Raw genomic sequence first — 14,614 nt, 5'->3', positions numbered from 1 at the left:
GGTGAATCGTGCGGTCAATCAGGCAGTGAAAGAGGGTCGAACATGGCGCTGTGGGGGTGTCAGCCGGCTGCACTGTGCCGGTCACCTTCGCGCCTGTCGCCTGCTTTCAGGGCCAGCGGCAGCAAAGCCGGGCCGAACGGTCAGCCGGCCGCTGCGGCCCCTGCGGCCACATTCACCTCGGGCGCCAGGCACACGCCAAAGCGCTGCAGCAAATCGGCATGGCGGCAGAACTCGGGCGCCCACAGGCCCTGCTCCACGGCCTGGGCGGCCCAGTCCATGTCCAGGCTGTGCACCAGGCCCAGGCCCAGCGGCGTGCTCAGGAACAGGCGGTCCTGCTCATCCAGCCAGCTGGCGCTGACGGTGGTGCTCAAGCCGGTGTGGCTCTGCACCGTGCCGCCCGGCTGCAGGGCTGCGGCATCGACGCGCCAGACCCAGGGCGCGGCCTCCAGCTGCAGGTACACGCGCTGCGGGCCGTTCTGAAAGAACCAGGCGCCGCGCGCGTCGGCCGCGTAATTGCGGGCGATGAACTCGCGCAGCTTCTCGTGCGTGACGCGGCTGCCCTTGACCTGCGGAAACGAGCCCGCCGCCTGGCAGCGCTCGTCGCGCATATACCAATCGCCCCGGGCATCCAGGGCCAGCCAGCCGTAGCAGTGCGGCACATTGGGCCATTTTTTCAGGGCCGCTTCGACGATTGCATCCATGCCGCCAGTGTAGGTTCGGCGGACTGGCCCGCGCCTCGTTCAGATGTGACCCAGCACGCCCAGATGGCGCGCCTGTCGCAGGCAGGCCCGAAAGATCGCCAGACCCGCGGCCAGGAACACGGCGCTGTTCAGCGCCACCCAGGCCCAGACCTCGACCGGAAAGGTCTGGCCGCCCGCGGCCGCGCGTGCTGCGGCGGCGGCCAGGGCATAGGGCAGGGCCGACAAGCCCGAGAGCGGCAGCGCCGGTAGTGACACCAGGCCGATCACCAAAGGATAGGCCGCCATCATCAGCAGCTCGCCGCGCTTGACCAGCAGGCTCAGGCCCGCCAGCGCATAGCCCAGGCCGGCCATGGACGGTGCACCCAGCACGGCCAGGCCCAGGGCAGGCAGGCTCAGCTGCACGCGCCCGTCGGTCAGCCAGGCGATCACACCGAGCGTGAGCACCAGCAAGATCAGGCCCACCACGCTTTGCAGCAACAGTCGTACGGTCAACAGCTGGCCCAGGCTCATTGGTGCCAGCTGCAGCTGCTCCAGCGTGCGCTGCTGCGTCTCTTCGACGATCTCTTGGGCGCTGCCATGGGCCAGGCCGCTGGCAAACATCCACAGGGCAAAGCCGATGATCAGCCCATCGGCCTGGCCCGAATCCAGGGACTGGCCGCTGGCCTTGAGCACGGCGAAGACCAGGCCGCCGAACAGGCTGAAGATGAAGCCGATGCCCAGCACGGCCTCGACCCAGTAGCGCCGCGCCAGGGCCAGGCTGCGGCGGGCCTCGTTGAGGCCATGGCGAATCCAGGGGCGGCGGGTGCTCATGGGGTGGGTGCTCCCTCGAAGGAGGTTTCAGTGGCGGACAGGCCGAGGTGTTCCAGGTAATGCTCGCGCAGCTCGATCGCGCGCAGCTGCAGCGCGCTGCAGCGGCCCAGCCAGGCGGCCCATTCGGCCATCAGCCGGGCCGCCTCGGGCGGGTCGCGCAAGGGCAGGCTCCAGCCGCCGGCCTCGCCCGGCGCTGCTTGCCAGTCCCTCGGGCCCAGCCATTCGGGCGGCGGCGGGCAGGCCTGCTCGCTGCGCACCACCAGGCGGTAGCGGTAGTCCTGGTGCACAAAGGCCTCACGAGCGCCGTCAAAGCGCTTGCGCCCGCGGTGGATGCAGACGATGCGCGGGCACAGGCGCTCGATGAAATGCAGATCGTGCGAGCCGATCAGAAAGGTCTGGCCTTCGGCCGCGCCCTGGTGCACCAGCGCGTGCAGGCGCTCCACGCCTTCCAGGTCCAGGCCCAGCGTCGGCTCGTCCAGCAGCACCAGGGCCGGCCGGTGGATCAGGGCGCCGATCAGGGCGGCGCGCAGCTTGTTGCCGGTGGAAAGCTGGCGGATCGGCGTGTCGAGATCACTCAGGCCCAGCAGATCGGCCATCTGCCGGCAGCGATCGAGGCTGAAGCGCTGCTCACGCAGCTCGCAGAAGTAACGCGCGTTCTCCAGGGTGGTCAGGCGCTCGTAGGCGGCGCCGCGGCCCTCCAGCAACACGCCGATCTCGCGCAAATGGGGGCCGGGCTGGCCAGCCGCCCGAGCGGGGTCTTTGCGCCAGCGCAGCTCGCCCTGGTCGGCGTCGCAGAGCCCGGTCAGGATCTTGACCAAGGTGGTCTTGCCCGAGCCATTCGGCCCGAGCAGGCCGATCACTTCGCCGGCTTTCAGCTCCAGGTCAAATTGGTCCAGCGCTTGGACCGAGCCGCCGCCCCGTGTGTAGTGCTTGCTGGCCTGCTGGAGCTGCAGCAAGAGTCCGGCTGTTGTGTCGTTCGTCGACCGTTCTGGGTCCATGCCCTGTTCCTCCTGCCCTTGATCGGGTCGGAGGCAGCATAAGGGCGCAACTTGACGGTGTCAGCCTGGGCCGGACGAGCAGGCTGCTACGCCGTTGAATGGCAGGAAGTCCGCAATGAATGGCTGCCGTGGCGACTCAACCCAGCGCCCGGCTCAGCCAGTCGCAGACCTGCTCGGGCATGGTGAAGACCTCGCCCGGCGGCTTGCCGTGGGTGAATCCGACATGGCCGCCGTGGGCCGGCTGCCAGAGCGTGACGAAGGCGCCGACATCGCGCGCCTGCGGCAGGCTGTGCGCCGGCACAAAGGGGTCGTTGCGGGCATTAAGCACCAGGGCCGGGATGCCGATGCGGCGTAGATGCGGCTTGGCCGAGGCGCGCGCCCAGTAGTCCTCGGTGTCGCGGAAACCGTGCAGCGGGGCGGTGAAGATGTTGTCGAACTCGTAGAGATCGCGGGCGCGGCGCAGGCGTTCGCCATCGAACAGGCCCGGGTGCTGCTCCAGCTTGCGCAGGGCCTTGGGCACCATGGTCTTGAGGAACATGCGGGTGTAGACCAGGCGGCTGAAGCCGCTGCCGATGGCCCGGCCCGAGGCGGCCAGGTCGATGGGCGAGCAGACGGCGGCCACGGCGCGGGCGGTCAGGGCGGCGCTCTGGCCATGCTCCTCGGCCCAGCGCAGCAAGGCATTGCCGCCCAGCGAGATGCCCACGGCCAGCACCGGGCCGCCGTGCTGCTGCTTGCAACGGGCCAGGATCCAGGCGATCTCTTCGAAATCGCCCGAGTGGTAGGCGCGTGGCGCATGGTTCAGCTCGCCCGAGCAGCCGCGGAAATGCGGCAGGGAGCAGGCCCAGCCGCGCGAGCGCGCGACGGTGGCAAAGGCTTGGGCGTACTGGCTTTGCGAGCTGCCCTCCAGGCCATGGAAGAGCACCAGCAGCGGCGGCCGTGGCGTGCCCTCGGGCGGGATGGCGGGCAGGGGCCAGAAGGCGTCGTCGCCGGCTTCGGGCGGGGCGTAGTTGAGCCAGTCGACGTCGATGAAATCGCCGTCCGGCGTGTCCCAGCGCTGGCGCTGGAAGCGCAGGGCCGGGCCGCCGTGGTGGCGGGCCCAGAGGGCAGACCAGATGGTCTGGGCGTGGCCGCCGGGCAGCCAGCGCGGCGCGGAGTACTGCATCTCGGAACGGTTCGGGGTGTCGGCCTTCAGTGCAGCACCGAAGGCTCTTCGATCACTTCCTGGATGTCATGCGCGCTGCCCGGGCTGGCGTGGTGCAGCACCATGCGCCAGCCGAAGGCGGTCTTGAGGTAGACATTGGTGGCGATCACCCAGGCGCTTTGCTGGCCGTCCGGGCCGTCCACCTGCACGCGCTCCAGCACCTGGTGGATGGCGGTGTCGCCGGTGTGCAGGCGCCGCACGCGCTCGGGGTGGGCTGGGATGGCGCCTTGCAGAAAGACGGTCTCGAAGGCGGCGCGGATCGCGCCCAGGCCCACGACGCGCGGGCCGCCGGGGTGGACACAGGAGATTTCCTCCTCGTCGGCCCAGACCTCCATCAGCCGGTCCAGATCGGCCTGCTGCAGGGCTTCGTAGAACTGCTGTTCGGTGTCCTCGGGCGAGGCCAGCAGGGCGGCGGCCTGAGCTTTGCTGCGCGACTGCATGCGGCTCAGTGGTGGCTGTGCAGGGTTTCGCCGGCTTTCAGCTTGTAGACGGTGCCGCAGTAGGGGCACTTGCCCTGGCCTTCATGGCTCAGGTCGATGAAGACCTTGGGGTGGCTGCTCCACTGCGTCATCTTGGGGTTGGGGCAGGCCACAACGCCCGGGCCCTGCACATCCTGAGCCGTGACTTCGACGATGGATTTGGCTTCGCTCATGGGAGGTTTCTTTCGTGTCAACAACAGGGGCGGGAGGTGAGGGCCGGGCCAGCGCACCCGGGCGGCGGCGGCAAAGACCCTGATTTTACGAGGCTTGTTGCTCTTTCGGAGCGTCCTCCGGGCGCAGCAAGCTCCAGCTGCGCACCGTGCCGCCTTCCATGTGCAGCTCGACCCGCACGCCGCCGGCGTCGGTCCAGCCATAGACCTCGGGCTGCTCGCTGATCTTCTGGCCCAGGCTGCGCGTCAGCGGCAGCACATCGACCAGCTTCATGCCGGCGCGCAGCTTGGCATTGAGCATGACGGCGCTCTCGACCCGACCGATCGGCGCCTCCGAGGCGGCGCGCATCACCCGCATCAGGCGCGAGAACTGCAGCAGCAGCCAGAACACCACGACCGTCAGGGCCAGGATCACCCCTTGCCAGCCGTACACCAAGCCACCGCCTACCAGGGCCACCAGGGCCAGGGCGCTTCCAATCCATGTATTCATGGGCCGGCATGGTAGTGCAAGGCGCCCGGACGGCCGTGATTTCGCACAAGCTGCTTGGGCAAGTCATGGCTTTGGCGTATCCTCAGTCCCCCTAAGGGAAATCCCGAATCCAGGCGCCGGCAGGAAAAGAGCGACCACGGGAACGACGGCATGAGGGAGTCCGCACGGTGAGGTGGCGCTTACGGAGTTCAGGGTCGAGGCAGCGGCGCCGGCTGTGGGCCGACGGCTTGTTTGCGGCCCTCGGTTTCGGCCTGATCGGGCAGGCCGTGCAGGCCCAAGCACCGACCCCGGGGCCGGATTGTTCGCGCCCATTCAGCCTGGCCTTGCATGAGCACGGCTTGCTCTACTCGGCGGCCACCGGCAGCGGCATCGACAAGGACATCGCCGACGAAATGGCCCGGCGCAGCGGTTGCAAGTTCTTCGTCTCGCTGATGCCACGTGCGCGCATCTGGCAGCTGATCGAAAGCGGGGCGCTCGATTTCAGCCTTTCCGGCATCAGCAATCCGCAGCGCGAGAAGTTCGCCAGCTTTGCCTGGTGCTTTCGCAACCGTTACCAGCTGCTGCTGCGGCGTGACGCTCAGGTGCGCACGCTCGAAGACTTTGAACGCCAGCGCAAGCTGCAGCTGGGCGTGATCCGCAGCTTCCGTTACAGCGAGAGCGCCAACCGTCTGGTCGACCGCCTGGCCGAGCAGCAGCGTCTGGTCCACGCCAACGGCTTGACGGCACTGTTCGATGCCCTGGTGGCCGGCCAGATCCAGGCCATGATCGTTGAGCCCTTTGACCTGCCGAGCCTGGAGTCAGCCCGGATACGCGAGCAGACCCAGGTGCTGGAGTTCGGCGATGCGCCGGTGCCGCATGGCTTGATCATGTCGCGCGCCAGTTTGAGCGACGCCGAGCAAGCACGCTGGCGCGCCTTGATCCAGGACATGCAGGCCGACGGCAGTTTGCTGCGCATCTTTGAAAAGTACTTCAAGCCCGAGCTGGCGCGGGCCATGGTGGCGCGACCATGAAACTGCGCTGGACCCTGCCGGGCCTGAATTCGCAAGCGCGCTGGCTGCGTTGGCGCGGCCTGCCGCTGGCCGTGTTCCTGATCAGTCTGGGCCTGACCTTGAGCTTCTGGCATTCCGAGCAAAGGCGTGAGCAGGCCGTGCAGCGCCAGGCTTTTGACGCCAGCCTGCGCGACGTCAGCGAACGCATCGAGCAGCGCATGGCCGCCCATGCTCACCTGTTGCAAGGTTCACAGGGCTTTCTCGCGGCCAGCCCTCAAGTCGATGCTCAGGCTTTTCGGCGTTATGTCGAGGCCCTGCCCCTGGGGGCGGATTTCGCCGGGGTGCAAGGTCTGGCCTGGGTGCAGGCCCAGCCCGGGCCGCGCGGACCCGCCTACCGGGTGATGCAGATGGAGCCCGGCGTGGCGCGCAACCAGGCCCTCTTGCAGCTGGATCTGGCTGCCCAGCCGGCGCTGCGCGAGCTGCTGCAGCAGGCGCAGGAGTCCGGCCACCTGGCCTTGTCGGCCCGTCTCAATCTGGCCGATCTGGGGCTGCCCGCCCAGCCCGGCTTTGTGCTGGCGCTGCCGGTCTACCGCGGTGTGGCCTTGCCCGACACGCCCGCTGCCCGCCGCGAGGCGCTCAAGGCCTGGGTGCTGGCGCCGGTGGCGGCAGGCGAGCTGATGGCCAGCCTCTACGGTGAGCTGCCGGCCGCGCTCTCGCTGGCGCTGTACGACGGCCAGGATTTGTTGGAACGCCATCTGCTTTACCGGCGTGCCGACGCCAGTTGGCAGCGCAGTGCCCAAGCCGGCGTGCAGGCGCCGCCGGCAAGTGATCGCCAGGCGCGTGAGTATCTGGTGCTGGGCGGTCGCACCTGGACCCTGCAACTGTCCGCCGGCCCGGCTTTCGCTGCCCGCCATGGCGCCGACTACGCGCCCAATGTCTTGCGCATGGGCGTGCTGCTGAGCGTGCTGCTGAGCCTGCTGGCCTGGATGCTGGGTCATGCCCGCGAGCGCGCCCAGGCCCTGGCCGAGCAGATGACCCGCGCCCTGCGCGAGAGCGAGCAGCGCTGGGCTTTTGCGGTAGAAGGTGCGGGCGATGGTGTCTGGGATTGGGACCTGCCGCACGGCCGGCTCAGCAGCTCGGTGCGCTGGAAGCAGCTGATGGGTTTGCCACCGCTGCCGGCCGATTTGCCCATGGAGCAGTTCTGGAGCCTGATCCACCCCGAGGACCTGCCGCGCGTGCGCAGCGAGGCCCAGGCCTGCCTGGACGGCAGCCAGGCGCAGTTCTCCACCGAGTACCGGGTGGCTGGCGGTGTGGGCCGCTGGAACTGGGTGCTGGCTCGCGGCACCGTGGTCGAGCGCAATCGCCAGCAGCAGCCCCTGCGCATGATCGGCACGCTGTCGGACATCAATGCCCGCCGCCAGTCCGAGGAGCGAGTGCGCTTCATGGCCTTGCACGACCCGCTGACCGAGCTGGCCAACCGCGCGCATTTCGACGAGCGCCTGCGCTTCGCCCTGGCCCATGCCCGGCGCTACCACGAGCCGGTGGGCCTGATCCTGCTGGACCTGGATCGCTTCAAGCCCATCAACGACCAGTTCGGCCATGCTGTGGGCGACCAGCTCTTGCAGACGGTGGCGCGCCGCATCAAGGCTGCGGTGCGCGAGACCGACACCGTGGGCCGCATCGGCGGCGATGAGTTCGTGGTCTTGCTCAGCGGGGCCCTCAGCCGCGAATCGGCTCAGGGCGTGGCGGACAAGATCTACACCCAGGTGGCCCAGCCCATGGAGCTGGGCGGCGTGCGTCTGGAGATCACCTGCTCACTGGGCCTGGCCCTGTTCCCCGACGACGGTCAGGACGAGCTGAGCCTGGCCAAGAGCGCCGACGATGCCATGTATCGCAACAAGCGCGCCGGCCGGCCCTGGCTGCGAGACGACTTGGCGCGCCCGCTGAATCGAGGCCGTTTTCAAACATAACCCTACAATGCGCAGACCAAGGAGCGGAGGGTCAATGAGTTCAGCAGAAGCGGTTTGGAGTGCATTTCGGGCGAGTTGGGGTGAGCTAATGTCCACTCCTGGTCCATGGGGTGCGGATGAAACACGCGACTTCTTACAGGCAGTATTTGAAGTTCGGGGTTTGGGAGTCAGTCCCGACACAAAAGCAAAAAATGGGGTCGAAAACAAGCTTGATATGTATCGGGAAGCGATACCGGACTTGATTCAGGCAGTTCGAGAGATCGGGCTGGGCGAGGGAGAAGACTTGATCTGGAAGAACGAGATCAAGGCTGCAACCCTAAAGCGGAAAGTTGCGTTCTTGAGCTATGAGCCTACCAACGATTGGTCGAAATTCTGCTTGTTGCCAATCTATTTCGATAAAAAGGGTCGAGAGAGTTTTTTTGCTCGGCTCGGAATTCCCGTAGATAGCAGCACAGCGGATCAGAGCTATCGCGAGTCGTGTAAAGAGGTACTGCGGAAAAGACCTCCCAACCCAACTCAAAGCTACTGGGAATACGTTGACATGGTGTTGCAGAGTTCTTGACTCAAGAGCTTTATAGCCCCCTGACGCAGTCCATCGCTTCCTCGATGCGCTCGACCGCATGCACGGTCAGGCCTTCGATGGGCTTCTTGGGCGCATTGGCCTTGGGCACGACGGCGACGCTGAAGCCCAGCTTGGCGGCTTCTTTCAAGCGCTCCTGGCCCCGCGGTGCGGGGCGCACCTCACCGGCCAGACCGACCTCGCCGAAGGCGATGAAGCCCTTGGGAAGGGGCCGGCCGCGCAGCGAGCTCTGGATGGCCAGCAGCACGGCCAGGTCGGCCGCCGGCTCGTTGATGCGCACGCCGCCGACGGCGTTGATGAAGACATCCTGATCCTGGGTGGCCACGCCGGCATGGCGGTGCAGCACGGCCAGCAGCATGGCCAGGCGGTCGCGGTCCAGGCCGACCGAGAGCCGGCGCGGGCTGGGCCCGCCGCCATCGACCAGGGCTTGCAGCTCGACCAGCAGGGGCCGTGTGCCCTCCAGCGTCACCAGCACACAGCTGCCGGGCACCGGCTCGCCGTGGGTGCTCAGGAAGATGGCGCTGGGGTTGGCCACGCCCTTGAGGCCTTTCTCGGTCATGGCGAAGACGCCGATCTCGTTGACGGCGCCGAAGCGGTTCTTGATCGCCCGCACCAAGCGGAAGCTGCTGTGGGTGTCGCCCTCGAAGTACAGCACCGTGTCGACGATGTGCTCCAGCACGCGCGGCCCGGCCAGTGAGCCTTCCTTGGTGACATGGCCGACCAGCACCATGGCGCAGCCGCTGGCCTTGGCCGTGCGCGTCAGCTGGGCCGCGCATTCACGCACTTGGGCCACCGAGCCGGGGGCCGAGCTCAGGTGTTCGGAGTACAGGGTCTGGATCGAGTCGATGACGCAGAAGGCCGGCGTCTCGGCTTCCAGCGTGGCCAGGATTTTTTCCAGGCTGATCTCGGCCAGCACGCGCACCTTGTGGCCCGAGAGGCCCAGGCGGCGCGAGCGCATGGCGATCTGCGCGCCCGACTCTTCGCCGGTGACGTAGAGCACGGGCAGCTTCTGCGACAGGTCTTCCACCGCTTGCAGCAGCAGGGTGGACTTGCCGATGCCCGGGTCGCCGCCGATCAGCACCACGCCGCCAGCGACGATGCCGCCGCCGAGCACGCGGTCCAGCTCGTCCTGGCCCGTGGGGGTGCGCTCGAAATCGGTGGCCTCGATCTCGCTCAGCGTCGCCACCGGCTGGCTCTTGGCCAGGGCCTGGTAGCGGTTGTTCTTGCCACCCGCGCCGGGCGCCTCGGCCACGCCCTCGATCAAGGTGTTCCAGGCGCCGCAGCTGGGGCATTTGCCCAGCCATTTGGGGCTGATGCCGCCGCAGTCCGAGCAGGTGTAGATGGATTTTTCTTTGGCCATGGGGCGATTGTCCTCGTTCACCGTCGCCACCTCGGCGGCGCTTGCGCGGGCGATGCTCGCCCCAAGCAGGCGCTGGCCCGTGGTGCCAGAATGTCGGCCTGGCCGACGTCGTGTGCAGGCCCGAAGGAGCAGTCAATGGAGTTTTCGACCTGGTTGGCATTTTTTGCCGCCTCCTGGGCCATCAGCCTGTCGCCGGGTGCCGGCGCGATCGCGGCCATGAGCTCGGGCCTCAACCACGGTTTTCGGCGCGGCTACTTCACCACCTTCGGTCTGATCCTGGGCATCCTGACCCAGATCCTGCTGGTGGGCGCGGGCTTGGGCGCCCTGATCGCCACCTCCAGCATCGGCTTTGCCATCGTCAAATGGCTGGGCGTGGCCTACCTCGTCTACCTCGGCATCCAGCAATGGCGCGCGCCAGCCACGCCCATGGTGGCGGCCGACAACGACGCGGCCCAGGTGACGCGACGCCAACTGGTGCTGCGCGGCTGGGCCATCAACGCGGTCAACCCCAAGGGCACGGTCTTCCTGCTGGCGGTGGTGCCGCAGTTTCTGGATCTCAAGGCCAGCCTTGTGCAGCAGTACCTGGTGATTGCGGCCACCCTGGGCTTCACCGATCTGGTGGTGATGGCCGGCTACACGGTGCTGGCCGCAAGGGTGCTCTCGGCCCTGCGTTCACCGGCGCATATCAAGGCCATGAACCGCACCTTCGGCGGCCTCTTTGTCGCCGCCGGGGCCTTGCTGGCCAGCTTCAAGCGCAGTGTCTGAGGCGCCGCGCCTGCCCTGAGCCACCTCTGCTCCGATTCATCTTCCGCAGGCCGCCTGTTCCGGGCGGCCTTTGCTTTTTTGGCGAGCTGTCATGTCGACTTCTGCGATTTCCACCCGCTGGCTGTTCTGGGGCCCCACGCTGATCTGGGCCAGCACCTGGCATGTGATCCTCTACCAGCTGGACAGCGGCGTGCCGGTGCTCAATTCGGTGGGCTGGCGTTTTGCCATCGCGTCGGCCTTGCTGTTCGCGCTGGCGCGTTGGCGGCGCGAGTCCCTGGCCATGCCAGGCTCGGCCCATCTGCTGATGCTGGCCACCGGCATCGTGCAGTACAGCGGCAATTACTACTCGGTCTACGAGGCCGAGCGTCACATCCCCAGCGGCCTGGTGGCGGTGCTGTTCTGCCTGATGGTGTTTGGCAACGCGCTGAGTGGCCGGATCTTCTTCGGTCAGACGGTGACCCGCCGCTTCTTGCTCTGCGCCAGCGGTGGCGTGGTCGGCGTGGTGTTGATTTTCTGGCCCGAGATCGCCGAGACCGGCGCGCGCCCCACGGCCGCCCTGGGCTTGGGCTTGGGGCTGCTGGCCGTGCTGGCCGCCTGCATCGGCAATGTGCTGACCCTGACGCTGACGCGGCGCGGCCTGCCCCTGGTGCCCATCCTCGCCTGGAGCATGGGCTATGGCGCCGCCTTTCTGCTGCTGATGTCGCTGCTCAGCGGCCAGGGCCTGCATTTCGACTGGCATGCACCCTATGTGCTGAGCCTGCTCTACCTGGCGGTGTTCGGCTCGGTCACCGCCTTTGTTCTGTATTTCAAGCTGGCGCAGTTGCAAGGGCCGGCGCGCGCCGCGCTGACCGGGGTGGTGATCCCGGTGATCGCCCTCGTGATCTCGGCGGCGCTGGAGGGCTGGGCGCCCAGCCTGCTCTCGCTGGCCGGCATGGCTTTGTGCCTGGGCAGCATCTATCTGGCCACGCGACCCGTGCGCTGAAAGGCTCGTGCCACTCTGGCACACAGGGTTGGCCCGAGACTCTTGACCGGGACAGTTCCCCCTAGCTCGCAGTCTTGTGAGCGCCTGTCACGCTGCTGACACTGAAGCCACGAAGCGCCGCTTGCCTGTGACGCCTCGGATCGCGAACACCACGCAATGACTTCAAGGGAACTGTCCATGTCGCTCACCTCCAAATTCCTGATCAAGCCTCTGGCTTTGGCCGCACTGGTCGCCGCCGCCGGCGCTGCGCAAGCTTCCGTGACCGTCTACACCTCGCAGGCCGCCTTTCTGGCGGCGGTGACTGCGCCCGGCGTCGACACCTTCACCGGCTTCTCCATCACCGGCTCTACGCCCAGCCCCATCACCCGCAGTGCGGGCGCCTACGGCTACACCGCCTCGGTCACCACCACCTCCTTCTTCGGCGCCGGCACCACGGCCAATCCCTGGCTGTCCACCAACACCGCCACCGACACCATCACCTTCAACAACTTCACCGGCGGCGTCAGCGCCTTTGGTGGCAACTTCTTTGGCTCCAACATCGCGGGTCTGTTCGCGGCCGGCGATGTGGTGCTGACCGCCACCGATGCCAGCGGCACCTACACCCAGTCCATCACCGGCGCCACCACCAGCAGCTTCCTCGGCTTTGTGTCCGATGGCCCGCTGCTGTCGGCCACCCTGGCGGCAGTGCAACCGGCCTCCGGCTTCCTCTGGCCCACGGCCGACAACCTGACCCTGGCCGCTGTCGCCGCGGTGCCGGAGCCGGGCACCTATGCCCTGTTGCTGTCGGGTCTGGGCGTGCTCGGCTTCATGGCGCGCCGCCGCCGCGAAGGCTGATCGCCGACACCCCCGGGCAAGCCCTCTCCGGCTTTGCCCGCTTGACGCTGCCCATGCCCCGGCCTACCTTGGGACCGGGGTTTTTGTTGTTGAGTGCTCACGGGCCGTGAGGCCGTCTGAAACAAAGGAAAAGTCATGAGATTGTTCAAGCAAGCTGCAGCTCTGCTGCTGAGTGGTGCCGCGTTGCTGGCCTCGAGCCTGGCCCACGCGGACACGGTCTGGGCCTGGTCCTACAGCGGCTCGGGCGTGACCGCGTCCGGCACCCTGACCACCGGCGGTGCCGCCCTGGTGCCCGAGGACATCCTCAGCATCAGCGGCACGCGCAATGGCCAGACCATCCTCGGCCTGGTGCCGCTGGGGCAAGACAGCAACTTCCTCTACGACAACAAGTTCGTCAACGATGGCGCTTACTTCAGCGAAGCGGGTCTGCTGTTCGACGTGGGCGGCGGCGATGCCGGCCACTTCAATGTGTACTTTTTCGAAGGCCAGCACTTCGACTTGCAAGTGATCGACGGTCAGGCGATCGAGATTCCGATCAGTTTCTCCGTCACGGCCGTGCCTGAAGCTGCCACTTATGTCTACATGGCCCTGGGCCTGGCAGGTCTGGGTGCACTGAGCCGTCGTCGCCGTGGCGTCGCCACCTCGGCCTGATCGAGAAACCTGCATTCAAGCCTGCCGATCGCAGGCCACAAGGCGAGCGCCCGCACCGGGCGGCTCGCCTTTTTCGTTTCAGCTCAGCGCCCCACCATATCCTCGACCCGCACCCATTGGTCGAACTGTTCGCCGCTGAGCTCGCCCAGTTGCAGGGCCGCCTCGCGCAGGCTCAGGCCATGCGCGTGCGCGTGTTTGGCGATGGCGCTGGCCCGGTCGTAGCCGATGTGCGGCGCCAGCGCCGTCACCAGCATCAAGGATTCGTTCAGCAGCTGCTCGATGCGCGCACGTCGCGGCGCGATGCCGGCCACGCAGTGGCGGGCGAAGCTGCGCGCGCCGTCGCTGAGCAGGCGGGCGCTTTGAAGGAAGTTGTGGGCCATCATGGGCCGGAAGACGTTGAGCTCGAAGTTGCCGCTGGCGCCGCCGATATTGAGCGCCACGTCATTGCCGAAGACCTGGCAGCAGATCATGGTCAGCGCCTCGCTCTGGGTCGGGTTGACCTTGCCCGGCATGATGGAGGAGCCCGGTTCGTTCTCCGGGATCTGCAGCTCGCCGATGCCGCAGCGCGGGCCGCTGGCCAGCCAGCGGATGTCGTTGGCAATTTTCATCAGGCTGGCAGCCACCGTCTTGAGCACGCCGTGGCCGTGCACCAGCGCATCGGCCGCCGCCATCACCTCAAACTTGTTGGGCGCACTGACAAAGGGCAGGCCGGTCGCCTCGGCGATGCCGGCCGCGGCCCGGGCGGCAAAGGCCGGGTGGGCGTTAAGACCGGTGCCAACCGCCGTGCCCCCCAGGGCCAGCTGGTAGAGGTGGGGCAGGGCGGCCTGCAGGTGCAAGCGGCCCTGTTCCAGCTGGGCAACATAGCCCGAGAACTCCTGGCCCAGGGTCAGCGGCGTGGCGTCTTGCAGATGGGTGCGGCCGATCTTGATGATGTCGGCAAAGGCCTGGGCCTTGAGGTCGAGTTGGCCGCGCAACTCGTCCAGGGCCGGCATCAGCTGCTGCTCGATGGCCAGCGCGGCAGCGATGTGCATGGCCGTGGGAAAGACATCGTTGGAGGACTGGCCGAGGTTGACCTCGTCGTTCGGGTGCACCCGCCGCGCCGGCCCGCGCACGCCGCCGAGCAGCTCGCTGGCGCGGTTGGCCAGCACCTCGTTGACGTTCATGTTCGTCTGCGTGCCTGAACCGGTCTGCCAGACCGAGAGCGGAAACTCTTCGGCCCAGCGCCCGGCCAGCACTTCATCGGCGGCCGCGACGATGGTGGCGGCCTTGTCGGCGCTCAGCAGACCTAACTCCCCATTGACGCGGGCGCTGATCTTCTTCACCAGCACCAGTGCATGGATCAGCTCGGGGGCCTGGCGTTCGGTGGAGATGGCGAAGAACTGCAGCGAGCGCTGTGTCTGCGCGCCCCAGAGGTGATCGGCCGGCACGGCGATGTCGCCAAAGCTGTCGTGCTCAAGCCGCTGGGCTGCGGTGTGGGTGTCGGGCATGGTGGGCGCTCCAGAAATGGGCGCCACGGGCTTTGCGGCAGCGAAAGCGGGGGCGGCGCACCCCCGAGCTTGGCACAGGGGCGCCAGGGTCCCGGAGGTCATGGCCGCGCTTGTTTGTGTGCGGCCACAGACGCAGCGCGCGGCCGC

General features: G+C 67.5%; 16 protein-coding genes. 7 read left to right on the top strand and 9 right to left on the bottom strand.

The genetic code is table 11. The features are described 5' to 3' along the window. Nucleotides 1-140: 140 nt before the first annotated feature. The 7 genes from OOB33_RS02090 to OOB33_RS02060 all read right to left on the bottom strand — a co-directional run bounded on the left by OOB33_RS02090 (nucleotide 141) and on the right by OOB33_RS02060 (nucleotide 4,849). Nucleotides 141-701 carry a DUF2946 family protein gene (locus OOB33_RS02090; RefSeq protein WP_271007455.1) on the bottom strand — a complete coding sequence of 187 codons (561 nt, stop codon included), beginning with the start codon at nucleotides 699-701 and terminating at the stop codon, nucleotides 141-143. A gap of 39 nt (nucleotides 702-740) precedes the next feature. Further along, the gene (locus OOB33_RS02085; protein ID WP_102769104.1) at nucleotides 741-1,511 is read right to left on the bottom strand and encodes an ABC transporter permease; all 771 of its coding nucleotides are present in this window, start codon (nucleotides 1,509-1,511) and stop codon (nucleotides 741-743) included. Next, nucleotides 1,508-2,509: an ABC transporter ATP-binding protein gene (locus OOB33_RS02080; protein ID WP_271007454.1), complete on the bottom strand. Its 1,002-nt coding sequence runs from the start codon at nucleotides 2,507-2,509 to the stop codon at nucleotides 1,508-1,510. The genes OOB33_RS02085 and OOB33_RS02080 overlap by 4 nt, the downstream gene beginning before the upstream one ends. Nucleotides 2,510-2,645: 136 nt before the next feature. Beyond that, nucleotides 2,646-3,671 (bottom strand): YheT family hydrolase, encoded by a 1,026-nt coding sequence (locus tag OOB33_RS02075; protein ID WP_271007453.1) that lies wholly within the window; start codon nucleotides 3,669-3,671, stop codon nucleotides 2,646-2,648. A 26-nt stretch (nucleotides 3,672-3,697) separates the two neighbouring features. Continuing rightward, nucleotides 3,698-4,150: a YybH family protein gene (locus OOB33_RS02070; protein ID WP_102769107.1), complete on the bottom strand. Its 453-nt coding sequence runs from the start codon at nucleotides 4,148-4,150 to the stop codon at nucleotides 3,698-3,700. 5 nt (nucleotides 4,151-4,155) lie between these two features. Beyond that, a complete protein-coding gene (locus tag OOB33_RS02065) occupies nucleotides 4,156-4,362 on the bottom strand; it encodes a zinc-finger domain-containing protein (RefSeq protein ID WP_102769108.1) in 207 nt (68 codons plus the stop codon). 85 nt (nucleotides 4,363-4,447) lie between these two features. Further along, a complete protein-coding gene (locus OOB33_RS02060) occupies nucleotides 4,448-4,849 on the bottom strand; it encodes a hypothetical protein (RefSeq protein WP_271007452.1) in 402 nt (133 codons plus the stop codon). Nucleotides 4,850-5,076: 227 nt separating this feature from the next. Here OOB33_RS02060 and OOB33_RS02055 point away from each other — a divergent pair, with 227 nt between their 5' ends. Genes OOB33_RS02055 through OOB33_RS02045 form a run of 3 tightly spaced genes read left to right on the top strand, consistent with a single transcriptional unit; the run spans nucleotide 5,077 to nucleotide 8,370 of the window. Further along, on the top strand, nucleotides 5,077-5,859 hold the full coding sequence (locus tag OOB33_RS02055) for a substrate-binding periplasmic protein (protein WP_442952983.1): 783 nt from the start codon (nucleotides 5,077-5,079) through the stop codon (nucleotides 5,857-5,859). Further along, nucleotides 5,856-7,808: a sensor domain-containing diguanylate cyclase gene (locus OOB33_RS02050; protein ID WP_271007451.1), complete on the top strand. Its 1,953-nt coding sequence runs from the start codon at nucleotides 5,856-5,858 to the stop codon at nucleotides 7,806-7,808. Before OOB33_RS02055 ends, OOB33_RS02050 begins: the two co-directional genes overlap by 4 nt. A 34-nt stretch (nucleotides 7,809-7,842) precedes the next feature. After that, the gene (locus tag OOB33_RS02045) at nucleotides 7,843-8,370 is read left to right on the top strand and encodes a hypothetical protein (RefSeq protein ID WP_133155278.1); all 528 of its coding nucleotides are present in this window, start codon (nucleotides 7,843-7,845) and stop codon (nucleotides 8,368-8,370) included. 10 nt (nucleotides 8,371-8,380) lie between these two features. Here OOB33_RS02045 and radA read toward each other — a convergent pair whose 3' ends face one another. Continuing rightward, nucleotides 8,381-9,748, bottom strand: coding sequence for a DNA repair protein RadA (gene radA / locus OOB33_RS02040; RefSeq protein ID WP_102769724.1), 1,368 nt, complete (start codon nucleotides 9,746-9,748; stop codon nucleotides 8,381-8,383). Between the two features lie 135 nt (nucleotides 9,749-9,883). Between radA and OOB33_RS02035 the strand changes: the two genes are divergently transcribed. The 4 genes from OOB33_RS02035 (at nucleotide 9,884) to OOB33_RS02020 (ending at nucleotide 12,980) form a co-directional block, all read left to right on the top strand. Continuing rightward, nucleotides 9,884-10,513: a LysE family transporter gene (locus OOB33_RS02035; RefSeq protein ID WP_102769113.1), complete on the top strand. Its 630-nt coding sequence runs from the start codon at nucleotides 9,884-9,886 to the stop codon at nucleotides 10,511-10,513. 91 nt (nucleotides 10,514-10,604) lie between these two features. Then, nucleotides 10,605-11,495 carry a DMT family transporter gene (locus OOB33_RS02030; RefSeq protein WP_271007450.1) on the top strand — a complete coding sequence of 297 codons (891 nt, stop codon included), beginning with the start codon at nucleotides 10,605-10,607 and terminating at the stop codon, nucleotides 11,493-11,495. Between the two features lie 177 nt (nucleotides 11,496-11,672). Beyond that, a complete protein-coding gene (locus OOB33_RS02025; protein WP_102769115.1) occupies nucleotides 11,673-12,329 on the top strand; it encodes a PEP-CTERM sorting domain-containing protein in 657 nt (218 codons plus the stop codon). 135 nt (nucleotides 12,330-12,464) lie between these two features. Continuing rightward, entirely contained in the window at nucleotides 12,465-12,980 is a 516-nt protein-coding gene (locus tag OOB33_RS02020) for a PEP-CTERM sorting domain-containing protein (RefSeq protein ID WP_271007449.1), read from the top strand. 83 nt (nucleotides 12,981-13,063) lie between these two features. On the opposite strand, the gene fumC is transcribed toward OOB33_RS02020, so the two are convergent. Next, a complete protein-coding gene (gene fumC, locus OOB33_RS02015; RefSeq protein ID WP_271007448.1) occupies nucleotides 13,064-14,467 on the bottom strand; it encodes a class II fumarate hydratase in 1,404 nt (467 codons plus the stop codon). Nucleotides 14,468-14,614 lie beyond the last annotated feature (147 nt).

Source organism: Paucibacter sp. B51, assembly GCF_027863535.1.
Lineage (GTDB): Bacteria > Pseudomonadota > Gammaproteobacteria > Burkholderiales > Burkholderiaceae_C > Paucibacter_A > Paucibacter_A aquatilis.
This window is presented reverse-complemented; position numbering and strand designations above follow the sequence as displayed.